This is a genomic window from Caldalkalibacillus thermarum (assembly GCF_014644735.1).
GTDB classification, from domain to species: Bacteria; Bacillota; Bacilli; order Caldalkalibacillales; family Caldalkalibacillaceae; genus Caldalkalibacillus; species Caldalkalibacillus thermarum.
In genome coordinates this window covers 1-22,597 of sequence record NZ_BMKZ01000045.1, presented here as the reverse complement: position 1 = coordinate 22,597, position 22,597 = coordinate 1, and the positions used below count along the sequence as shown (strand labels likewise).

Here is a 22,597-nt window from a genome sequence, read left to right as displayed (position 1 = left end):
GCGCACCCTAGGTCTGTAAGATATCCACAAAACTGAAAAAGGATGTAAGGGATTTTGTCGAAAAATATTTTTTGGACACCCCTGAGAGGCCGAAAAGCCTTGATAGATCAACATTTCTAGAGGGAGGGACAGCGGATGCTTGATGGGAGCCACTATGGCAAAAGTGAGAGCAAACATCACGAAGTGAAGATGGTCAACCGCAAACAACTGGATTTAACGGGCGTGATTAATGTAGAAAGCTTTGACAGCGAAGAATTTTTATTGGAAACAGAAGCTGGCTTTTTGGCCATTCGCGGGCAAAACCTGCATATGAAAAGCTTGAATGTAGAGCGTGGGTTGGTCTCCATTGAGGGATTGGTGCTTGAAATGGTTTATGTGGATCAAGGACACGGTGGGGAGAAAGCTAAAGGGCTCTTTAGCAAGTTATTCAAGTGAGCCTGGATACACAGTTTCTGACCATGCTCCATATGATTGGAGCCGGCCTTTTCCTGGGGGCCAGTTTTGACACCTATTTCCGCCTGAGAGGGCCAACCCAGCGCTCGCTGGTGTATATGATTCAAGATGTGTTGTTCTGGCTGTTGAACGGCATGGTGGTCTTTCTGTGGCTAAAGGGGGTTAATCACGGGGAAGTACGCCTGTACATCTTTGTGGCCATTGCTCTGGGCTATGCAATGTACCGTGGGTTGTTTCAAACCTACTACTTGCGCGTATTAAATGCCACGATCTCCGCGGTGCTGACGGTGTACCGCTGGACGGTTAAACTGCTGACACTGTTGGTTGTGCGCCCGCTTCAGTTCATCTTTAAAGTTGTGGTCGGGGTTGTGGTTTTTACCGGGGGGCTGATCATTGGCAGCGGACAGTTTGTTTTCCGCCTTATACGCTGGGGGGTACTGTGCCTTTTTGGCTTGGGGCAAAAAATATGGGGACTGTGGACCAAACATCAGCCCGACGATACGCTAACGGATACAGCGGATAAAAAAGAAAAAAGAAGGGGGTTAAAAAAAGGATTTTTATCCCGGATGGCGAATAAATGGTTGAGGAGAAAATGATTTTAAAAGCAGGGATGTGTCTGTATGCAAACTCAACAGCCATGGAAACAATATGGTTCATACAGGGATGCGTCCAATTCACAATCGGCTTCGGAACCCTTGTCCAACGACAGAGAAGAAACCCGCCCCGCCAAGGCCAGACGCAGGCGGATGCAAGCCGTGGGTTTGCTCTTGGTGCTGTTTTTGACCTGGGCCGGTTTGAAGTGGTGGGACCAGCAGCAGATGTTGCAAGAGATGGAAGCGGAATTGAACCTGTTGCAAGTGCAAGTGGAGGAAGCGCGTATGCGGCAGGCGGAACTCAAGACAGAGATTAACCGCCTGCACGACCCGGAATATATCGCCGAGATTGCCCGCCGGGATTATTTTCTTTCCCGTGAAGGGGAGACCATTTTTAAAATCAAGGAGTGATCAGGACAGGCGGGTACCCCTTGTTTGACACCTTTTTTTATTTTCGGGTATAATATTATATATAAATTTTTTGTTTAAGTATTAAGGAGGATCATTGACTACATGTCAGCAGTTGAAGTAGGCAGCAAGCTTGAAGGAAAAGTGACCGGAATCACCAATTTTGGGGCTTTTGTAGAGCTGCCAGATGGGGTTACGGGTCTCGTACACATCAGTGAAATTGCCGACCAGTATGTGAAAGATGTGAATGACTTTTTAAAAGTGAACGACATTGTCAAAGTGAAGGTGATCAATGTCGAGGAAAATGGAAAAATTGGGCTCTCCATTAAACAAGCTCAAGATCATCCTAGACCCAAATCAAGAGCCTCATCCCGGCGCAAAGACAGCTTTGAGGATAAAATTTCTAAATTTTTAAGAGAAAGCGAAGACAGGCTCATGTCTCTGAAGCGCCAGATGGATACAAAACGGGGTGGTCGGGGCTCAAGGCGATAATTAAATGGATACTCATCCTGGTTTGCTATCTGGGTTTAAATAAATAAACGAAGGGCTGTTTTCCTGAGGGGGACAGCCCTTTTGACGTTGTTATGGGGCTGTTGGTGTTTATTCTTGACCATCCGACAGTCCCTTTATTTTTTAGCTTTTTCACAGGAATTATGTCGAGCTTTTTTTTGGGCCGGACTCCTTGTTTTGACAAAATTCAGACCACAGAGGGTTTATAATGATAACACTATATCAGGCAGGTGGTGTATATGTTATGCGCAAACTGGAATCAAGTGTTTCTCAATCTGTTTGGCAATTCATAACGGAGAACAAAGGGGGAATGGCACGGCTTTTAAGGCTGCCAGCAAAAGTAAAGGCGCGTTTATTTCAACAGTGGGGCTTAGCGATCTTCCTGGCCGGCTTTTTACTGGGACGAGCCTTGATTATCGGAGAGATCGCACCGTTTGTGATTCCGTTTATTGCGGTGGTTTATCATTTGCGCCGGGACAAGCTGTTCTTGGCCTCCCTCAGTACGCTGTTGGGAGCGGCCAGCCATGAACTGGCCTCTCCGTTTAAATTACTGGTCACTATTTTGTTCTTTATTGGGCTGCAAAAATTGTTGGAACGCTGGCACAAAGGAGCGATAAGTTATACGCCCATTGCGGTGTTCATGGCCGTTTTATTGGTTAATCTTGGCTTCGCCTATGTTAAGTACTGGACAGGCTATACGGCCCTGATGGCGGCTGTAGAAGCTTTGTTAAGTTTGGTCCTCACTCTCATTTTTGTCCAAAGTGTCCCATTATTGACCAATCGGAAGCGGAAAGCGCCTCTGAGAAATGAAGAGCTGGTATGTCTGGTCATCCTGCTGGCTTCGCTGATGACGGGCACGGTGGGCTGGATGGTGATAGATATTTCCCTCGAGCATGTCTTGTCCCGCTATGCCATTTTGGTCTTTGCCCTGGCCGCCGGTGGAGCGATTGGCGCGACTGTGGGAGTGGTGACCGGTATTATCTTAAGCCTGGCTAATGTGGAGGCCATGCTAGAAATGAGCCTCTTAGCCTTCAGCGGCTTATTAGGGGGGCTGTTAAAAGAAGGAAAGAAAATCGGGGTGGCTACGGGTCTCTTAATCGGTACATTGCTGATGGGACTCTATTTAGGGGAGACCGGTCTTTGGTCTACATTTTATGAGTCTGTCGTGGCCATTATGCTCTTTTTCCTAACGCCAAAAAAAGTGTTTATGACCATATCCCAATATATTCCCGGGACACCAGAACATGCGGCGCTAGAGCAGGAGTATATGAAACGGCTGCGGGATGTCACAGCCAAAAAAGTGGAACAGTTTGCTGAGTTATTTCAGCAGCTGGCCAAAAGTTTCTCCCATAAACCCACCGAGCAAGATGAAGAAAGGCAGCGCCATGTGGACCTTTTGTTAAGTCAAGTCACGGAACATACTTGCCAGGTTTGTTTTAAAAAGGAACAGTGTTGGCAAGGGAAATTTCAAGACACCTACCAACTGATGGGACAAGTGGTTGACCATATGGAAAATCATGGAGAGTTGTCTGGCGCCTTGCGCAAGGAGTGGAATCAGTATTGTATGAAGGCACAGAAGGTGATGCAGCTGATTGGGGCTGAATTGGAAAAAACAAAAATCCTCCTCAAATATAAGCAATTATGCCAAGAATCAAGGCGGCTTGTTGCCGATCAGCTGTCTGGTGTGTCCAGGGTGATGACGAACTTTGCAAGGGAAATCAAACGGGAAGCTGAAAATCATCAGGTTCAGGAACAGGTTGTCTTGGATGCGCTAGAAGAATTAGGTTTATCTATTCGCTATGTGGATATTATTTCTCTCGATGAAGGCAATGTAGAAATCGAGCTGAGTTTACCTCTGGCTTACGGACGGGAAGAGTGTGAAAAAATTGTGGCTCCTCTTCTGTCAGACCTTGTGGGCGAGCCGATTATGGTCGATAAAGAAGAAAGCGTCTTTGCAACAGGGGGGTATTGCAAGGTCAGGCTGGTTTCAGCCAAACGTTTCAAGGTGTCCATCGGTGTGGCAAGCGCGGCCAAAGGGGGAGGATTGTTGTCCGGCGACAGTTTTAATACCATGGCCATCGGTCCGGCTAAATATGCAGTGGCTATTGCTGACGGAATGGGCAATGGCGAGCGGGCCCATCAGGAAAGCAGGGAAACCCTCAACTTGTTACAATATATCTTGCAGTCGGGTATTGAAGAAACGGTCGCCATTAAATCGATCAACGCCATTCTCTCCCTGCGCTCCCCGGAGGAGGTGTTTTCAACACTTGATTTGGCAGTCATCGATTTGCACACGGCTCAAACTAAATTTATCAAAATTGGTTCCACACCGAGTTTCATCAAGCGCGGGGATCAGTGTTTATCTGTTGCCGCTCATAATTTACCCATTGGGATCTTGCAAGATATTGACGTCGATGTGGTGAGTGAACAGCTGAAGGCAGGGGATTTATTGGTGATGATGACCGATGGCCTTTTTGATGCACCGCGTCATATCGAAAATAAAGAGCGGTGGATGAGGCGGCTGATTGCCGAGATTGAAACCAACGATCCCCAAGAGGTTGCTGATCTGTTACTTGAAAAAGTGATCCGTTTCTCCCAGGGCAAAATTTTGGATGACATGACGGTTGTAGTGGCCAAAGTGGAGCGGCATATCCCTGAATGGTCCACGATTTCCCTGGCCCATATTCCCAAACTGCGAAGTACAAAAGGGGAATTGTTGGCCTCTACTTAATGGGTAGCCTGATCATGCTAGATGGGCAGCTTGTTCAAGCTCGATGTTATGTTTGTTATGGGAGTATCAATACAGCGCAACAGCGCAGATATTGGATATCAGAGCACAGGTATGGAATAACCCCTCCTTGGTCAATGCTGGTAATAACATGAAAGGAGGGGTTATTTAGATGACTAAGGGAGGATTAAAACAAATCTTGTTAATCACGGATGGATGTTCCAATGAAGGGAAAGATCCTGTTGCTGTGGCGGCAATGGCCAGGGAGCAGGGGATTACGGTGAATGTGATTGGCATCCTAGATGATGGACAGCTGGGTGAGCAGGGAATCAGGGAAGTGGAAGAGATTGCTGCTGCAGCTGGAGGTATTCATCAGGTGGTGTACAGCCACAACCTGCCTAAAACGGTGCAAATGGTGACCCGCCAGGCCATGACCCAAACCATCCAACAGGTTGTCCATAAAGAATTGCAGCATATCTTGGGGCAAGGGCAAAGTGTGGAGGCCCTCCCGCCGGAAAAAAGGGGACAGGTGGTGGAGGTGGTTGAACATCTGGGTGAAACGCTGGCCCTTGACGTGCTGATTCTGGTTGACACCAGCGCTTCAATGAAAAACAAAATGGCAGCTGTCAAAGAGGCCTTGCGAGATTTAAAACTATCTTTACAATCCAGATCCGGTGAAAACCGTTTTTCATTATGGACCTACCCCCATACATCAGGCTATGCTTGTAAACATATGGATTTCTCAACTGAACTGGAAGCCTTGGACAGGGTGTTTAGCCGTTTGACGGTTCAAGGGACGACGCCGACCGGACCGGCCTTGGAAGAAGCGCTGTTTTACTTTACAGGACTGACTCCCTGTGGCCAGCGCACTGACGATGATGAGGGGATGTTGCGCGAGTATGTTTTCTGATCCTGCGCAAATTACGGGGAAATGGAACGGGCGGATATACACGGTGCACAAGGAGCTGGGCCGGGGAGCCAATGGCATAGTCTATCTGGTGGAGCATCGGGGGCAAACTCTCGCTCTGAAGGTGGGACAGGATCTGTTTTCCCTGACATCAGAAGTCAATGTTTTAAAGCATTTTCAGAAGGCGCAAGGGAGAGTCCTTGGGCCTTCCCTTTATGATGTGGATGATTGGCACAGTCCTGACGGGGTTCGCCCGTTTTATGTGATGAATGTCATTAAAGGGGTTCCGCTCATCCGTTTTGTGAAAGAGCGGGGAGAAGACTGGCTGCCGGTTTTGGTGTTGCAGTTGCTTGGCTTTCTAGAGCAGTTGCATCAAGAAGGATGGGTGTTTGGGGATTTGAAACCGGAACACTTGCTGGTGACGGGAAAGCCTCCCCGCTTAGCCTGGTTTGATGCAGGGGGAGTGACCCGCATGGGCTGGGCCATTAAGGAGTATACGGAGCTGTATGACCGCGGGTGCTGGGGCATGGGTGACCGGAAAGCCGAGTCAAGCTACGATTTGTTTAGCGTGGCCTTGATCGTGATGCACATCGTTCGGGGTAAGCCGCTGACAGCCGGGAACGATCCTGCCCGCACCCTCAAACAGGCTTTAGAAGAGACCCAGGGGCTGTTCCCGTATCGGCATGTTTTATGGAGGGCACTGTCCGGTCGGTACCGTTCTGCGCAGAAGATGAGAGAGGATTGGCTTTTGGCCTGGCAGGCCAGGCAAGAAACAGGGCAAAAAAAGGGAAGGCCTGCAGGGGGGGCCATTTCAGCACAGCGGCACCAAGCACCTAGGAAAAAGCGCTCATTGTTGTGGAAACTGGGAAAAGTCATTTCGTTTCTGTTCATCTCGTCTTTTCTGATCTTTTTGTTTGCTTTATACTTATTCTATCAGGCATTATAGAAATCCAGGATACGTGGGGAACCATGGAGTTAAAGCAGATTGATGAGAAGGTATTGACAACAATTAGAGAACATAACCTGTTAGCCTGCGGTGACCGGATTTTGGTGGCTGTGTCCGGAGGTCCCGACTCGATGATGCTTCTGCATTGGCTGTGGCGCTTCCAGGCCAGGTGGGATCTTGAACTGGTCGCCGTCCATCTCAATCATCAGTTGCGCGGGCATGAGGCTGATTTGGATCAGGCCTATGTGGAAGAGATGTGTGCCAGGTGGAACATCTCCTGTGTCTCTAAAAAGCGTGATGTTGCCTCTTACGCCCGGAAACACAGGTTGAGCAAGCAAGTGGCGGCCAGAGAATGCCGCTATGCTTTATTTAAAGAAGTGGCCCTGAGCCAGAAATGTGACAAGGTGGCTGTAGCCCACCATGCGGATGACCAGGTGGAAACTGTGCTGATGCGTCTCATCAGGGGCACGGGCCTGCAAGGGTTGTCCGGGATGCGCCCCAAGCGCCGCCTGGCAGAGTTTGGCCCCCTGGCAGCTTGCGAACTGATCCGTCCCCTTCTCGCCCTGACTAAAGATGAGATTGAATACTACTGCCAAATCTACGAACTTCACCCCCGTTTGGATCGCAGCAATCTAGCGGATGATGCGACCCGCAACTGGATTCGGCATCACCTGGTGCCCAAAATGAAAGCCTTAAATCCCAATCTGCCCCAGGTCATCCAGGAGATGACCCACCTTGTTGCCGATGATGAAGCCTATTTGACTCAGCTGGCTGAGGAGAAACTGGTTCACATTGTCGATGAGCGCTCCGAGCAACAGATCCGGGTCCGGCTGCCAGCGCTGCGCCAATTACCTCCTCCTTTACAAAGACGGGTGATTTTACTACTATTAAGTTATCTGTCTCATGTCCGTCAATGGAAAAAAGCACATATTGACAGCGTTTTGGGTGTGATCAAGAGGGAGGAAGGGCACCAACAGCTGCACCTTCCCGCTGAAATTGATGTGGAGCGTCAGTATGATGTCCTCTTCTTGCGCAAGCGGACCTTGAGCGGTTCGGATGCCCAAATCAGCTTTTGTTATGAGCTTTCTGGTCCTGGTACATATCAATGGGAAGGGCTGCCCTTTTGTCTAACCATCGACAAGCGGCCGGTTTCCGCCCAGAGGCCTGAGAAAGGCAGTGGCCGGCAGAAAGATCAAAGGGGGCTTCAACGAGCTTATTTTGATGCAGAGGAGTTGAATTTCCCTTTGCTGGTGCGCAATCGTCGGCCCGGTGACAAGATCCAGCCTCTTGGCATGACAGGTCACAGGAAAGTGAAAGATATATTTATTGATTGTAAAATACCGCAACACCAACGCGACTTGTGGCCCATCATTCTTGATCAAGAAGGCGTGATCTGGATTCCCGGCCTGAAGCGCTCAGACAGAGCCAAAGTGACGGATAAGACGAAGGAGATGTACGTCCTGACGATGAACATGAAGGAGGGTTTTGGGTGTTAGACGACATTAAAGAGGTGTTGATTTCAGAGGAACAAATTGCTCAGAAAGTCAAGGAGCTGAGCCAAATTTTGTCAGAAGAATACCGGGATAAAAATCCGCTGGTCATCTGTGTTTTAAAAGGAGCCGCCCTGTTTATGACCGATCTGATCAAGCACATGGATATTCACTTGGAAATGGATTTTATGGATGTTTCCAGTTATGGCAACCGGACCGAATCTTCAGGTGAGGTTAAAATTATTAAAGATCTGAACACGACCGTACAGGGACGTCATGTGCTCATTGTGGAAGATATTATTGACAGCGGGTTAACCTTAAAATATCTGGTCGATCTGTTGCGCCACCGCAAAGCTAAATCAGTCAAAATCGTCACCTTGCTGGATAAACCCCACCGGCGCAAAGTGGATCTTAAACCTGATTTGACAGGATTTGAAGTGCCTGATGAGTTTGTTGTGGGTTACGGACTGGACTATGCCGAGAAATACCGCAATTTGCCTTTTATTGGGGTGTTAAAACCTGAGGTGTACACTCCGAATAAACCTTGAGGGGTATGAATATCATATGGTACAATATTATCTGGTTTGTTTGGCGAGCCTTTTTGGTACCCGCGGGAGGAGGTAAGGAATGAGTCGTTTTTTTCGGAATACTGCGTTTTACTTGCTTATTTTTCTTGTAGTTGTAGGCTTATTCAGCTTTTTGAGTAATAACCGGGAAGAGGCTAAGGAAATTGATTATCATCAGTTCCTTCAATATTTAGAGGAAGGACGGGTTGACCAACTGCACGTTCAGGCTCACCGCGGCGTGTGGTACATTGAAGGGGAATATAAGAGTGCAGTCGGGGACACATCCCGTTTCTATACATACGCCCCCATGAATTTCAATGAAGTGATCGAGCGTATCAATCAGGCAGGTGTGCCTTTAAATTATGAACCTGCTCCAGGTGATCCCATCTGGTTAACTTTTTTCACCACATTGATCCCGTTCTTGCTCATTTTATTCTTGTTTTTCTTCCTGATGAGTCAAGCCCAGGGCGGCGGCAATCGGGTAATGAACTTTGGCAAGAGTAAAGCCAAGCTGATTCAGGATGACAAGAAAAAGGTGACCTTCAAGGATGTAGCGGGTGCGGAAGAAGAAAAACAAGAATTGGAAGAGATTGTTGAGTTCTTGAAAGACCCCCGAAAATTTTCCCAGCTTGGGGCACGCATTCCTAAGGGCGTGTTATTGGTTGGCCCCCCGGGGACGGGGAAAACATTGCTGGGACGCGCAGTGGCTGGAGAAGCGGGTGTTCCCTTTTTCAGCATTTCCGGTTCCGATTTTGTGGAGATGTTCGTTGGTGTGGGTGCTTCCCGCGTTCGCGACTTGTTTGAAAATGCCAAGAAAAATGCACCGTGTATTATCTTCATCGACGAGATTGATGCCGTTGGCCGTCAGCGTGGGGCTGGTTTGGGCGGTGGCCATGACGAGCGCGAGCAAACCCTTAACCAGTTGTTAGTTGAAATGGATGGGTTTGAATCTAACGAGGGCATTATCGTTATGGCGGCGACCAACCGTCCCGATGTTCTCGATCCCGCCTTGTTGCGTCCGGGTCGTTTTGACAGGCAAATTACGGTGGACCGGCCAGACATTAGAGGGCGTGTGGAAGTGCTTAAAGTGCATGCCCGCAATAAGCCGCTGGCTGCTGACGTCGATCTTGAGGTGATTGCCAGACGCACTCCAGGGTTTGCCGGTGCTGATCTGGAAAACTTGCTGAATGAAGCGGCCCTTTTGGCTGCCCGCCGCAATAAAAAAGAGATTAGCATGGCTGAAGTAGATGATGCCATTGACCGGGTGATTGCCGGGACGGAAAAGCGCAGCCGGCGGGTTTCGGAGAAAGAGCGGAGAATTGTGGCTTATCATGAGTCGGGCCATACCATTGCCGGGTACTTTTTGCCTAACGCCGATCTGGTGCATAAGGTGACCATCGTTCCCCGTGGTCAAGCTGGCGGTTATATGGTTCCTATTCCTAAAGAAGAGCGCTTTATTTTGACCGAACCTGAACTGAAAGACCGGATTGCCGGACTCTTGGCCGGGCGCGTGGCTGAGGAGATTGTGTTTGGTGAAGTAAGCGTAGGCGCCTCCGATGATTTCCGTAAAGCCACGAGAATTGCCCGCCGCATGGTAACCGAGTTCGGCATGAGCAGGCTGGGGCCGCTGCAATTCGGCGAGAACCAAGGGCAAGTGTTCCTTGGCCGGGATATTGGCCATGAGCGCAATTACTCGGAACAGATCGCCTATGAAATTGACCAGGAAGTGCGCCGGATCATCACTGAACAGTATGAACGGTGCAAGGAACTGTTGACCAAGCACCGCGATAAGTTGGAATTAGTGGCTGAGACCCTGCTTGAGGTTGAAACGTTGACCGCCGATCAAATCAAAGAAGTGATCGAGACGGGCGAACTGTCCAATCATCCGCTAAAAGGCGGGAAAGACAAACAAGGCGAAGCAGGGCCAAACCAAGGAGCCACCGAGGCCAAGGACGATGTCAAAGTGCACATTCAGTCTAAAAAAGGGGAAGAATACCGCCCTCAAGATAGACGGCAAACAGATGGCGCTGAGGAAAAGCATATTGAAGAAAAGCAAGGGGATAAAGACAATAAAGAGGATTAACAACTGCACCTGTGGAAAACAAAGGTGTAAAATAAGGGAGAGCACAAGGCTCTCCTTTTTTAATTTCCAAATGGGGTGAGACTGATGATTTTTGTGATTGATGTAGGCAATACCAATATTGTATTGGGGGTTTATCAACAGGATCAGCTGACCCATCACTGGCGGATCACTACCCATAAGCAGCAAACGGAAGATGAATACGGTATGCTGGTCAAGGGGTTGTTTCGGGAAGCGGGCCTTTCTCCCCTTGATGTCCGTGGGATTATCATTTCTTCGGTTGTTCCTTCGCTGATGTTTGCTCTGGAGCGGATGTGCACAAAATATTTTAAGCAAACCCCGCTTGTTGTGGGGCCAGGGTTAAAAACAGGATTAGCCATACACTATGAAAACCCTAAAGAGGTTGGGGCCGACAGGATTGTCAATGCGGTAGCCGCCCTTAACGAGTATACACCCCCGCTGATCATTATAGATTTTGGTACCGCCACCACGTTTTGTTATGTGGATGAAAAGGGCCGCTATCAAGGGGGGGCCATTGCCCCGGGTGTGCAGATCTCAACGGAAGCCCTGTATCAATATGCCTCCAAGCTGCCCCGTATTGAGCTTAAATTTCCCCAGCGGGTGATTGGCCGCAATACGGTGGAAGCGATGCAAGCGGGAATTTTGTACGGTTATGTGGGGCAAGTGGATGGGATTATTGAAACCATTATGCAAGAAAAAGGTTGCAAGCCCACCATCATTGCCACCGGGGGACTGGCGGAGATTATTGCCCAGAAGTCGAGATATATTCAGCACGTTGATCCATTCCTAACCTTAAAAGGATTATATTTGTTGTATCAACGGAATCGTTAAAAACGTGATCTGGCGAGGATAAAGGAGGCTTAGGAGATGAGTTCCCAGCAAGATTATCTGGTCAAAGCACTGGTGTTGGAGGGAAAAGTACGTATCTATGCAGTTCGCAGCACACAGGTGGCGGAGGAGTGCCGCCGCCGGCAAGACACTTGGCCCACAGCCACAGCCGCTCTTGGGCGTACCCTGTCGGTCGGTGCCATGATGGGGGCCATGTTAAAGGGTGAGGAGAAACTCACGATTCGCGTGGCTGGTAACGGTCCAATTGGACGGATTATCGTAGATGCCAACGGTAAGGGAGAGGTGCGGGGGTTTGTCTCCAATCCCCATGTTGATCTGCCTTTGAACGACCAGGGCAAACTGGATGTGGGCGGGGCTGTCGGTGCCCAGGGTTATCTTTATGTCACCCGTGATCTTGGCTTAAAGGAGCCTTATCAGGGGTCAAGCCCCTTGGTTAGCGGTGAGATTGGGGAAGATTTTACCTACTATTTTGCCCAGTCAGAACAAACGCCATCTGCCGTTGCGGTAGGAGTGTTGGTCAATCCTGATCATTCGGTTAAAGCAAGCGGCGGCTATATTATTCAACTGTTGCCCGGGGTTCGGGACCAGTTTATCAGCCAGTTAGAAAAAAGGCTGACGGAGATTCCCCCTGTTTCGCAAATGGTGGATCAGGGCTATACGCCTGAGCAGATGATTGAAACCCTGTTTCCCGCTGCACAAATCAAGTGGTTGGAACGGTTGCCCATTCGCTTTGCCTGCAACTGTTCGAAGGAGCGGGTCAAAGAAGTGCTGGCCAGTCTGGGCATTAAAGAGTTAGAAAAGATGCTGGCAGAACAGGGACAAGCAGAGGTAAATTGCCACTTTTGCGGGGAGACCTATGAGGTTTCTAAAGACGAATTACAGCAGTTAATTGCTGATCAGCAGGATTAGGGGACGGTCGTAATTTTTCCTCAATGTAACAACATTGAACCTTTTTATGGTTGACGGAAGAAGAAAATATGATAAAATGAGTGCAATGAAATAAAACATATAAAAATACTTGGTTTTGGTTTTGTTTTAAGCGCATAAGGAGGTTTTTCGATGCGTGTCGCTAATAGCATCACAGAGTTGATAGGACAAACTCCTCTGGTTAAACTGAACAAGCTTGTCGGACCAGAGGAGGCGGATGTGTATGTCAAACTGGAATGGTTTAACCCGGGCAGCAGTGTCAAGGACCGGATCGCCATTTCTATGATTGAAGAGGCTGAGCGTGCGGGTCAATTGCGGCCGGGAATGACCATTATTGAACCAACGAGTGGCAACACGGGGATTGGCTTGGCCATGGTGGCTGCAGCCAAAGGTTACAAAGCGGTTTTGGTCATGCCTGATACGATGAGCATTGAAAGGCGCAATCTTCTCCGTGCCTTCGGGGCCGAACTGGTGCTCACCCCCGGGAAGCAGGGCATGAAAGGAGCCATTCAAAAAGCAGAGGAATTATTGGCTGAGCACGACGATTACTTTATGCCCCAACAATTTAAGAATCAGGCCAATCCCAAGATTCACCGGGAAACAACAGGCAAAGAATTATTAGAGCAAGTGGGTGATCAACTGGATGCCTTTGTGGTTGGCGTTGGAACAGGGGGAACCATCACCGGGGCAGGGCAAGTATTAAAAGCTAAATTTCCCCGTCTCCATATTGTCGCTGTAGAGCCGGAAGATTCGCCTGTTTTATCTGGGGGCGAGCCAGGCCCTCATAAAATTCAAGGCATTGGCCCTGGATTTGTGCCCGACATTTTGGACACCTCCATTTATAATGAAGTGATCACCGTCTCCAACGAGACCGCCTTTGAAACTGCCCGCAGGCTGGCCAGGGAAGAGGGGATTCTGGGCGGCATTTCGACCGGCGCCAATGTATATGCCGCTTTAGAAGTGGCCAAGCGTTTGGGCAAGGGGAAAAAAGTGGTGACGGTCTCACCCAGCAACGGGGAGCGTTACTTGAGCACACCGCTGTATCAATTTGAAACAGAGGAATAAGAGATATTTAAGCGCTACCGGTTTGCAGCACGGTTTCATCAAACGGTGCTGTATTTTTTTTGGAACAATGCTATTTATTTCTGACCATACGCGTATTTGTATAATGTATTTTTGGGCTGATTACAGTAAAATGAAAACATCAGTCTTAGTGTGAGTGGAGTGTCAGCATGATGTTTAAACCCACATTAGCAGAGATACAAGCTAAACTAACGAATCAGCATACCTTTTTTCCACTGGCTTTGAAGATTGATTTAGACCACGGGCTTTGGTTTGCCCTCTATGAGCGGGTGACGCAAAGGTTAAACTACCATGTGCTGTTGGAAAGCGGCCGGGCTGGCCGTTACTCTGTGATGGCCTGCCAACCGGTTTGTGTCTTGAAAGGAAAAGACAGGGAGCTGGTCATCACCGGGCTGAATGGACAGGAACAGCCGGTGCAACACAATGTTCTGCGCGGGAACCTGCTTGATCTTCTTCGCCAATGGACGGCTGCTCGACGGGCCCCCGCTGTCAATGATTTGCCACATTTTTGCGGGGGGCTGCTTGGTTTTTTCAGTTACGATTTAGTCCGGGAAATTGAGCGTTTGCCCCAATGGAGCCAAGATGATTTAAAACTGCCGGACATCTACTTACTGGTGTTTGAGCGTGTTTTGGTGTATGATCATGAGCAAGATCAACATTGGCTGGTGGTGTATCAACACAGAAGCGGTGATTTGGCGCAGGATTATGCTCTGGCCCAGGACCGGTTGCTTCAATGGCGGGATCAATTGATGGCGGTGATGAACACGCTTGAAGGCAAAGGAGGGAAGGAAGAGCCACAGGCAGGTACGGCAGGTTTGTGGAGGCAGCCCTCCCAGCAGCGGGGAGTAAGACAGGAGATTTGCCCGTCCTTTGCTGAGGCCGCCTTTATTGATGCCGTGCAAAAAGTGCGTGATTACATTGCCGCTGGGGACGTCTTTCAGGTGAACCTGTCCGTCCGCCAGTCCCGTCCCCTGTTGGTGCCCCCTGTAGAGGTTTACAAAGCCTTGCGGGAAATTAATCCTTCTCCGTACATGGGGTATCTTCATTTTCCCGAATTGCAGGTGGTCTGCGGCTCTCCGGAGCAGCTTATCCGCTTGAAAAGGGGCCAGCTGAATACCCGCCCCATTGCCGGTACCCGGCCCCGGGGGATGAACAGGGCTGAAGATTTGCGCCTGGCCCGGGAACTGATTAACCATGAGAAGGAACGGGCTGAACATGTGATGCTGGTCGATTTGGAGCGGAATGATCTGGGCCGGGTCTGCCGCTTTGGCAGCGTCAAGGTGACTGAATTTATGGTCATTGAGGAATACTCCCATGTCATGCACATTGTCTCTAATGTGCAGGGTCAATTGGCAGCAGGGAAAGATGCCTTTGACGTGATTCGGGCAGTGTTTCCGGGGGGAACGATTACCGGGGCCCCTAAAGTGAGGACGATGGAAATTATCGAAGAACTGGAACCGGTCCGGCGGGGCATTTATACCGGCTCCATCGGCTGGATTGATTTTAACGGCGACATGGAGCTCAACATTGCCATCCGCACGCTCTTAGCCAAGGATGGCTGGGCCCATGTTCAAGCTGGAGCAGGCATTGTTATCGATTCAGTGCCGGAAAAAGAGTATCAGGAATCATTAAACAAAGCGAAAGCACTGTGGAAAGCGTTAGAGCAGAGTGAAGCCAGAATGAGCCTGAGCTTAGCAGAGGGAGGACGAGAAAGATGATTGTCATGATTGATAACTATGATTCGTTTACGTATAACCTGGTCCAGTACTTGGGAGAATTAGGTGAAGAACTGCACGTTTACCGCAATGATGCCATTGATATACAAGGCATTGAACGCCTAAACCCTGATTATATCATGATTTCTCCGGGACCATGCACCCCCAATGAGGCAGGAATCAGCCTGGATGTGATCCGCCATTTTGCCGGAAAAATTCCCATTTTCGGGGTTTGTCTGGGCCACCAGTCCATTGCCCAGGTGTTTGGAGGAAAAGTGATCCGGGCTGAGCGGGTGATGCACGGCAAAACCTCTCTGATTTATCACGATGGGAAAACAGTGTTTCATCAGGTTCCTTCGCCGTTTGAAGCGACGCGCTATCATTCCTTAATTGTGGACAAGGAAAGTTTGCCGTCCGAATTGGAAGTGAGCGCTTGGACGGAGGAAGGAGAAATTATGGCCATTCGCCATAAGCACTTGCCCATTGAAGGCGTGCAGTTCCATCCGGAGTCGATCATGACCCAGCACGGGAAAAAGTTACTTCAAAATTTTATTGAAAATTATGCGCCTCGTAAAACCTAAGGAGGAATGGAAATGCTCCTCCTTTTAAACGGTAAGCTAGTAGCGAAAGATGAAGCCCACATTTCCGTTTTTGATCACGGATTTTTGTACGGGGCCGGCTTGTTTGAAACTTTTCGCACTTATCAGGGACATCCCTTTCTGCTGGATGACCATTTGGCCCGGCTGGAAAAGGGGTGCCGGGAAATCGGTTTGCCTTGGCAGGCGGACCGGGAGCGGGTGGTCCGTCAGATTGAATGTTTACTGGAGGCCAACCGTCTGGAGGACGGACGCTTCCGCCTGAATGTATCGGCTGGAGCTGCCCCCGTTGGACTTCCTTCAACCCCTTATGATCAAGTGACTGAGATTTTGTTCGTCAGCCCTGTGTCCCCAGCGCCAGACTATAAGGTATTGCGCACTGTCTCCGTCCGCCGCAATGAGCCGGAGAAAGATGAGCGCTGGAAATCGCACCATTTTTTAAATAATCTCCTCGCCCAACGGGAGGTGCCAGCCGGTGCTGAGGGGGTCATGCTGACTAAGAGTGGCAAAGTGGCCGAGGGGGTCATCAGCAATCTGTTTTTTATTAAACAAGGAAAGTTATACACGCCCGCCTTGTCCACAGGGATTTTAAACGGTATCACCAGACAGTGGGTCTTACGCATGGCTTCTTTATTAGGGATAATGTTTGAGGAAGGGGAGTATGACCTTCCTTTTGCCCAGGAAGCAGAAGAGGTGTTTATCACCAACTCGGTGCAGGAACTGGTGGCGGTCACCCAGTGGGATGAGCGGTCCTATCCTGACCCCGATGCTGATGCGGTGGTGACCCGTTTGCGTCAGTACTATCACCAGCAAAAAACGAAGCTATGGTCCATTGGCGAGATTTGTCTGTAGGACGTCTAGTCAATGTAAGGAGATAAAAAAAGATAAAAAGCGATTTTCCATAGAGATTTTCCGTAGACAAGGGTGAGCACAGATGAAACGAGGCAAGATTAAAGCGGGTCCGTTTACTTTGGACTTCTCCCAAAAAACGTATGTGATGGGGATCCTGAATGTGACACCAGATTCGTTTTCCGATGGGGGGAAGCATCAACGGTTAGACCAGGCGGTTGATCATGCCGCCCGGATGATCGCTGATGGGGCGGACATTATCGATATTGGCGGGGAATCCACCCGCCCCGGGGCGACACCGGTGCCTGAGGAAGAAGAGCTGGAGCGGGTCATCCCTGTTGTAGAAGCCCTGGCCTCTCGCTTCGACGTTCCCCTCTCCATTGACACCTATAAAGCGAACGTCGCCAAGGAAGCCCTTGAGAAGGGAGCCCACATCATCAATGATGTGTGGGGGGCTAAAGCGGACAAGTCCATGGCCCAGGTGGCCAAAGAAACCGGAGCGCCCATTATTCTCATGCACAACAGGCATAACAAAGACTACCAGCATCTGATCAGGGACATGATCAATGACTTGTATGAAAGTATTCAGCTGGTCCGCCAAGCAGGGGTCAAAGAGGAGCAAATTATTCTCGATCCGGGGATCGGTTTTGCCAAAACTTATGAGCACAACTTGGAAGTGATGCGTTCATTGGATACGTTTACCGCCTTGGGTTACCCGGTGCTTTTGGGCACCTCCCGCAAATCGATGATCGGCCATACGCTCAATTTGCCTGTTGATCAGCGGGTGGAAGGCACGATTGCCACTGTATGTCTGGGTATCGCCAAAGGGTGTGACATTGTCCGGGTTCATGATGTAAAAGAAGTATGCCGGGCCGTGAAAATGATGGATGTGATGTTGGGTAGGAAAGGGGGCGGCCAGCATCGATAAAATTGTGTTTCAAGGCATGCGGTTTTATGCCTACCATGGCGTTTTTGCGGAAGAGAACACATTGGGGCAGCCTTATCTTGTTGATGTGGAGGCCTATCTTGACCTGAGGAAAGCCGGCCAATCGGACCGTCTGGAAGACACCATTGATTACAGCCTCATTTATCGTCTGGTGCAGGAAATTATGGAAAAGAAAGTGTATCGCTTGGTTGAGGCGGTGGCAGAAGATATTGCCAGTCAGCTCTTGCGTACTTTTCCTCAAGTGGAGGAAGTGAAGGTGAAGGTGACCAAACCTACTCCGCCTATTCCGGGTCAATATGCAGGTGTTGCCGTGGAGATCCGGCGCAGGCGGGATGACGGAGGGGATTTAGCATGAGCGAGTCCCCTTTTTACTTGGCGCTGGGTTCCAATTTGGGACAGCGGGAAGGTTATCTCCGGCAAGCTTTGAACGGCTTGATAGATCATCCCGGAGTAAGGTTGAGCCGCTTGTCTTCCATTTATGAAACAGAACCTGTAGGGTATGTAGACCAACCTCCGTTCCTTAATATGGCCGTGAAAGGGGAAACATCTCTCACCGTTCATGAGCTGTTGGGTTTGACCCAGTCTATTGAAAAGCAGCTGGGCCGGACCCGTGATGTGCGCTGGGGGCCGCGCACGATTGATATTGACATTTTGCTCTATGATCATTTATCTTTAGAAACGAAATATCTTAAGCTTCCACACCCCAGAATGACCGAGCGTGCATTTGTGCTTGTTCCATTAGCCGAGATTGCGCCTGATGTAGTGATACCAGGGATTCATCAGCCTGTCCGTCATCTGCTGGAACAGGTGAACAGAGAGGGTGTCGAGAAGTGGAAGATCAGCTTGACATTTGGGGCAGACGGATACGTGCATTTCGCAAATTAAAGGGCTATACTCAAAAAGAGCTGGCCGATGCACTCCATGTGTCGGTTTCTGTTTTAGGTGCGGTAGAACGGGGAAACAAAGCACCGTCTCCCGAGTTTTTGGCAGAAATTGCAAAGGTACTGGACGTTGACGTTAAGGAATTAAAAGGAGATATAGATCATGATCAGCTAGAAAGGGGTGACAATGATGGCCTTTAAGATCGGCCCCATTAAATTAAAAAACCAGGTTGTGCTGGCGCCTATGGCCGGGGTGTGCAATCCAGCTTTCCGGCTGATCGCCAAGGAGTTTGGTGCCGGATTGGTTTATGCAGAAATGGTCAGTGACAAGGCGCTGATTCACGGCAATTTGCGCACCAAAAAGATGCTGTATGTGGATGAAAGGGAAAGGCCTCTGTCACTGCAAATATTTGGCGGTGACCGTAAAACGCTGGTCGAAGCTGCAAAAATAGTGGATAAACAAACAAACGCCGATATTATTGACATTAACATGGGCTGCCCGGCACCGAAAATTATCAAGTGCAATGCAGGAGCGAAATGGCTGCTCGATCCCAATAAAATTTATGAGATGGTAGCCGCTGTGGTAGATGCTGTTGAAAAGCCTGTCACAGTTAAAATGCGGATTGGTTGGGATGATGAACACATTTATGCCGTTGAAAATGCTTTGGCAGCAGAACGGGGAGGAGCCCAGGCTGTGGCCGTTCACGGACGCACCCGTGCCCAGATGTACGAGGGAAAGGCACGGTGGGATGTGATTAAGCAAGTGAAAGAAGCGGTGAAAATCCCTGTCATTGGTAATGGCGATGTTGATTCCCCCCAGAAAGCCAAACAAATGCTGGATGAAATTGGTGTAGATGCAGTCATGATTGGGCGTGCCGCGCTGGGTAACCCATGGATGCTGTACCGCACAGTGAAATATTTGGAAGAAGGCAAACTATACCCTGAACCTACTCCCAAAGAACGGATAGATATATGTAAACTGCATATGGACCGTCTGATCGCCCTGAAGGGAGAAAAAATCGCCGTCCAAGAGATGCGCAAGCATGCTTCTTGGTACATTAAAGGCCTGCGCGGGGCGGCCAGGATCCGCAATCAAATTAATCAGGCAGAGACAAGAGATCAACTGCTTAACATCCTGTATGATTTTGTGGCTCCGTTTGAAGAGCAGGAGCAAGCTGTTTCATAAGACTATTGACATCAGCAAAGGTTTTCTCCTATAATACGATAAGATTTTCTAGAATTTAACTGCCAGTTGATCAGTCGACTGGCAGTTTTTCTACACTTACACCCGTTTCCACATCCTAGTCTGAGTGGTCAATCTCCCACACATTGACTAGGGAACTTTAACGATGTCTGGGGGAGTCAATGATGTCTGAAAAAGAAACCATTCTTACGGCTGAAGGCCTCAAAAAGCTGGAGCAAGAGCTGGAGCATCTGAAATCAGTCAAGCGCAAAGAAGTGGCTGAACGGATCAAACTGGCGATCAGCTATGGCGATATTAGCGAAAACTCTGAATATGACGATGCTAAAAATGAGCAGGCCTTTATTGAAGGACGCATTATTACTCTGGAGAAAATGCTGCGCAATGCGCGCGTCATCCAAAATGATGAAGTGGACACTGAGATTGTGGGTATTGGTTCTCGCGTCATCTTAAAGGATCTTGAATTTGATGATGTGGTGGAATATACAATTGTAGGCTCAGCTGAATCCAATCCTTCGGAAAACCGTATCTCTAATGAATCTCCGGTCGGCCAGGCTTTACTGGGTAAACGCAAAGGCGATGTGGTCGATGTCAACGTACCGGCCGGTGTCATTCAGTATGAAATTTTAGATATTCAACGGTAAAGGATCAAGGGGAGAACCGCGTGGAGGGTCTCCCTTTCGTAAATCCTTCTGAACGTGGTATAGTATTACTAGTTTAGCAAAAGGATGTTAATCCTATAGTGGAATATATCTAAGTCTTTGGTTTGGTCAAAAAGGGAGTGAAACTGGCATGAGCGAAGAATTAAACGATCAACTGCTGGTACGCAGGAAAAAAATGCAGGCGCTTCGGGAAAAGGGGATTGATCCTTTTGGACAGCGCTTTGAACAGCGCGACTATTCCCAAGACATCTTGGACCGCTATGACCATATTCCCAAAGAAGAATTAGATCCCCAAGAGCACGAAGTCCAAATTGCTGGCCGCATTATGACCAAAAGAGAGCAGGGAAAAGCAGGGTTTGCCCACATTCAGGATATGAAAGGGCGCATCCAGATCTATGTGCGCCTGGATAAAGTGGGCGAAGAAGCGTTTGAGCTGTTCAAACAAGCTGATTTAGGGGATATTGTCGGTGTACATGGCACGGTGTTTAAAACCAAACGGGGTGAAACAACGGTTAAAGCGAAAACTTTTGTTTTGTTGACCAAATCATTGCGCCCTTTGCCCGACAAGTATCATGGTTTAAAAGATGTGGAGCAGCGCTACCGCAAGCGTTATGTCGATTTGATTATCAATCCGGAAGTGAAGCAAACCTTTGTAACGCGCAGCCGCATCATTCAGGCCATCCGCAACTATTTGGCCAAGCTTGGCTTTCTGGAAGTGGAAACGCCCACGTTACACACCATTGCCGGGGGAGCAGCAGCCCGTCCGTTTATTACCCATCATAATGCCTTGGATATGGAGTTGTATCTGCGCATTGCGCTCGAACTTCACTTGAAGCGTCTCATTGTGGGTGGCATAGAAAAGGTATATGAAATTGGCCGTGTATACCGCAATGAAGGAATCTCCACCCGGCATAACCCAGAGTTTACAATGCTTGAGTTATATCAGGCTTATGCCGACTTTGAAGATATTATGGAGCTGACGGAAAAACTGATTGAACATGTGGCCCTCGAAGTGCTGGGCACAACAACGATCACTTACGGTGAACACGAGATCAATTTGGCCACGCCGTGGAAAAGAATCTCCATGGTGGAGGCCATCAAAGAGACAGTCGGTATAGACTTTTCCCAACAGATGAGTGATGAACAAGCGCGGGCTCTAGCAAAAGAGCATGGTGTAGAGATCGAACCACACATGACTTTTGGCCACATTGTCAATGAGTTTTTTGAGCAAAAAGTGGAGCATACCCTGATTCAACCCACCTTTGTCTATGGGCATCCTCTGGCTATTTCGCCGTTGGCCAAAAAGAACAAGCAAGATCCCCGCTTTACGGATCGTTTTGAGCTCTATATTGTTGGGCGAGAGCATGCCAATGCCTTTACGGAATTAAACGACCCCATTGACCAGCGGGAGCGTTTTGAAGCTCAGCTGGCTGAACGGGAGCAAGGAAACGAGGAAGCCCACAGTATGGATGAAGATTTTATTGAGGCTTTGGAGTATGGCATGCCCCCCACCGGTGGATTAGGGATTGGCATCGACCGTTTGGTGATGCTGTTAACGAACGCCCCTTCTATCCGGGATGTGTTACTGTTCCCCACGATGAGAGAGAAGGATTAAAGCGTGGGCAAAAGATAACATGTGAGGGAGGGTATGCTCCCTCATTTTTTTATCTGTTTTGCGGGATTGATGATACAAAGTGAGCTTACAGTCAATCCCCTAAATAGGATCTCAAAAACATCTTGCATTCTGGCCTAACCTGTGGTATATTGTTATCTGCTGTTACGAGAGGACAAACTTAAAAGACTATGATTCGGGACTGTACTCGAAAGAACAGGTGCGTTCCGTAGTCTATGTGGATTTTTAAAAAATAGGTTGACAGATTAGTTGTTGTTTGTTATGATAAGGAACGTCGCTTGACAAGAGAACCTTGAAAACTGAACAAAGCACAAGCGTGCGGGGCTCATTCCTTTGGGATGAGTTTTGATGGAGAGTTTGATCCTGGCTCAGGACGAACGCTGGCGGCACGCCTAATACATGCAAGTCGAGCGCGTGAAGCTTCCGGAAGCCTTCGGGCGGACGGGAGTGGATCGAGCGGCGGACGGGTGAGTAACACGTAGGCAACCTGCCTGTAAGACCGGGATAACCCCGGGAAACCGGGGCTAATACCGGATAGGACCTTCGGTCGCAT

General features: G+C 49.1%; 23 protein-coding genes and 1 rRNA gene. All 24 read left to right on the top strand.

The window, feature by feature from the left end:
• Positions 1-135 precede the first annotated feature (135 nt).
• On the top strand, positions 136-435 hold the full coding sequence (yabP, locus tag IEW48_RS14195) for a sporulation protein YabP (RefSeq protein ID WP_007506056.1): 300 nt from the start codon (positions 136-138) through the stop codon (positions 433-435).
• On the top strand, positions 432-1,049 hold the full coding sequence (gene yabQ, locus IEW48_RS14190; RefSeq protein WP_188624328.1) for a spore cortex biosynthesis protein YabQ: 618 nt from the start codon (positions 432-434) through the stop codon (positions 1,047-1,049). The genes yabP and yabQ overlap by 4 nt, the downstream gene beginning before the upstream one ends.
• A gap of 24 nt (positions 1,050-1,073) precedes the next feature.
• Positions 1,074-1,457 (top strand): FtsB family cell division protein, encoded by a 384-nt coding sequence (locus tag IEW48_RS14185; protein WP_188624327.1) that lies wholly within the window; start codon positions 1,074-1,076, stop codon positions 1,455-1,457.
• 102 nt (positions 1,458-1,559) lie between these two features.
• Positions 1,560-1,946 (top strand): S1 domain-containing RNA-binding protein, encoded by a 387-nt coding sequence (locus IEW48_RS14180; RefSeq protein ID WP_188624326.1) that lies wholly within the window; start codon positions 1,560-1,562, stop codon positions 1,944-1,946.
• A 262-nt stretch (positions 1,947-2,208) separates the two neighbouring features.
• Complete coding sequence (spoIIE, locus tag IEW48_RS14175; RefSeq protein WP_188624325.1) at positions 2,209-4,695, top strand: stage II sporulation protein E; 2,487 nt, start codon at positions 2,209-2,211, stop codon at positions 4,693-4,695.
• Positions 4,696-4,864: 169 nt separating this feature from the next.
• The gene (locus IEW48_RS14170; RefSeq protein WP_188624324.1) at positions 4,865-5,602 is read left to right on the top strand and encodes a vWA domain-containing protein; all 738 of its coding nucleotides are present in this window, start codon (positions 4,865-4,867) and stop codon (positions 5,600-5,602) included.
• Positions 5,592-6,545, top strand: a complete 954-nt coding sequence (gene prkT, locus IEW48_RS14165; protein ID WP_007506062.1) for a serine/threonine protein kinase PrkT — start codon at positions 5,592-5,594, stop codon at positions 6,543-6,545. The genes IEW48_RS14170 and prkT overlap by 11 nt, the downstream gene beginning before the upstream one ends.
• A 23-nt stretch (positions 6,546-6,568) precedes the next feature.
• The gene (gene tilS / locus IEW48_RS14160) at positions 6,569-8,041 is read left to right on the top strand and encodes a tRNA lysidine(34) synthetase TilS (protein ID WP_188624323.1); all 1,473 of its coding nucleotides are present in this window, start codon (positions 6,569-6,571) and stop codon (positions 8,039-8,041) included.
• Positions 8,035-8,583: a hypoxanthine phosphoribosyltransferase gene (hpt, locus tag IEW48_RS14155; protein WP_188624322.1), complete on the top strand. Its 549-nt coding sequence runs from the start codon at positions 8,035-8,037 to the stop codon at positions 8,581-8,583. The genes tilS and hpt overlap by 7 nt, the downstream gene beginning before the upstream one ends.
• A gap of 79 nt (positions 8,584-8,662) precedes the next feature.
• Entirely contained in the window at positions 8,663-10,684 is a 2,022-nt protein-coding gene (ftsH, locus tag IEW48_RS14150) for an ATP-dependent zinc metalloprotease FtsH (protein ID WP_188624321.1), read from the top strand.
• A gap of 84 nt (positions 10,685-10,768) precedes the next feature.
• A complete protein-coding gene (locus IEW48_RS14145) occupies positions 10,769-11,533 on the top strand; it encodes a type III pantothenate kinase (protein ID WP_188624320.1) in 765 nt (254 codons plus the stop codon).
• A 36-nt stretch (positions 11,534-11,569) separates the two neighbouring features.
• Positions 11,570-12,460, top strand: a complete 891-nt coding sequence (gene hslO / locus IEW48_RS14140; RefSeq protein WP_188624319.1) for an Hsp33 family molecular chaperone HslO — start codon at positions 11,570-11,572, stop codon at positions 12,458-12,460.
• Between the two features lie 150 nt (positions 12,461-12,610).
• Positions 12,611-13,543, top strand: coding sequence for a cysteine synthase A (gene cysK, locus IEW48_RS14135; RefSeq protein ID WP_188624318.1), 933 nt, complete (start codon positions 12,611-12,613; stop codon positions 13,541-13,543).
• 167 nt (positions 13,544-13,710) lie between these two features.
• Entirely contained in the window at positions 13,711-15,279 is a 1,569-nt protein-coding gene (locus IEW48_RS14130; protein ID WP_371874886.1) for an anthranilate synthase component I family protein, read from the top strand.
• Positions 15,276-15,857, top strand: a complete 582-nt coding sequence (gene pabA, locus IEW48_RS14125; RefSeq protein WP_188624317.1) for an aminodeoxychorismate/anthranilate synthase component II — start codon at positions 15,276-15,278, stop codon at positions 15,855-15,857. Before IEW48_RS14130 ends, pabA begins: the two co-directional genes overlap by 4 nt.
• A 12-nt stretch (positions 15,858-15,869) precedes the next feature.
• Positions 15,870-16,724, top strand: coding sequence for an aminodeoxychorismate lyase (gene pabC, locus IEW48_RS14120; RefSeq protein WP_188624316.1), 855 nt, complete (start codon positions 15,870-15,872; stop codon positions 16,722-16,724).
• Positions 16,725-16,806: 82 nt separating this feature from the next.
• Positions 16,807-17,649: a dihydropteroate synthase gene (gene folP, locus IEW48_RS14115; RefSeq protein WP_188624315.1), complete on the top strand. Its 843-nt coding sequence runs from the start codon at positions 16,807-16,809 to the stop codon at positions 17,647-17,649.
• Between the two features lie 4 nt (positions 17,650-17,653).
• Positions 17,654-18,022: a dihydroneopterin aldolase gene (folB, locus tag IEW48_RS14110; RefSeq protein ID WP_371874885.1), complete on the top strand. Its 369-nt coding sequence runs from the start codon at positions 17,654-17,656 to the stop codon at positions 18,020-18,022.
• Positions 18,019-18,552, top strand: coding sequence for a 2-amino-4-hydroxy-6-hydroxymethyldihydropteridine diphosphokinase (gene folK, locus IEW48_RS14105; protein WP_007502306.1), 534 nt, complete (start codon positions 18,019-18,021; stop codon positions 18,550-18,552). The genes folB and folK overlap by 4 nt, the downstream gene beginning before the upstream one ends.
• The gene (locus IEW48_RS14100; protein ID WP_371874889.1) at positions 18,516-18,749 is read left to right on the top strand and encodes a helix-turn-helix domain-containing protein; all 234 of its coding nucleotides are present in this window, start codon (positions 18,516-18,518) and stop codon (positions 18,747-18,749) included. The genes folK and IEW48_RS14100 overlap by 37 nt, the downstream gene beginning before the upstream one ends.
• Positions 18,739-19,734 (top strand): tRNA dihydrouridine synthase DusB, encoded by a 996-nt coding sequence (dusB, locus tag IEW48_RS14095; protein WP_007502302.1) that lies wholly within the window; start codon positions 18,739-18,741, stop codon positions 19,732-19,734. The genes IEW48_RS14100 and dusB overlap by 11 nt, the downstream gene beginning before the upstream one ends.
• A 182-nt stretch (positions 19,735-19,916) precedes the next feature.
• Positions 19,917-20,393: a transcription elongation factor GreA gene (gene greA / locus IEW48_RS14090; protein ID WP_007502300.1), complete on the top strand. Its 477-nt coding sequence runs from the start codon at positions 19,917-19,919 to the stop codon at positions 20,391-20,393.
• A gap of 148 nt (positions 20,394-20,541) precedes the next feature.
• Positions 20,542-22,026: a lysine--tRNA ligase gene (lysS, locus tag IEW48_RS14085; RefSeq protein ID WP_188624313.1), complete on the top strand. Its 1,485-nt coding sequence runs from the start codon at positions 20,542-20,544 to the stop codon at positions 22,024-22,026.
• 363 nt (positions 22,027-22,389) lie between these two features.
• A 16S ribosomal RNA gene (locus tag IEW48_RS14080) occupies positions 22,390-22,597 on the top strand; the annotation flags it as partial.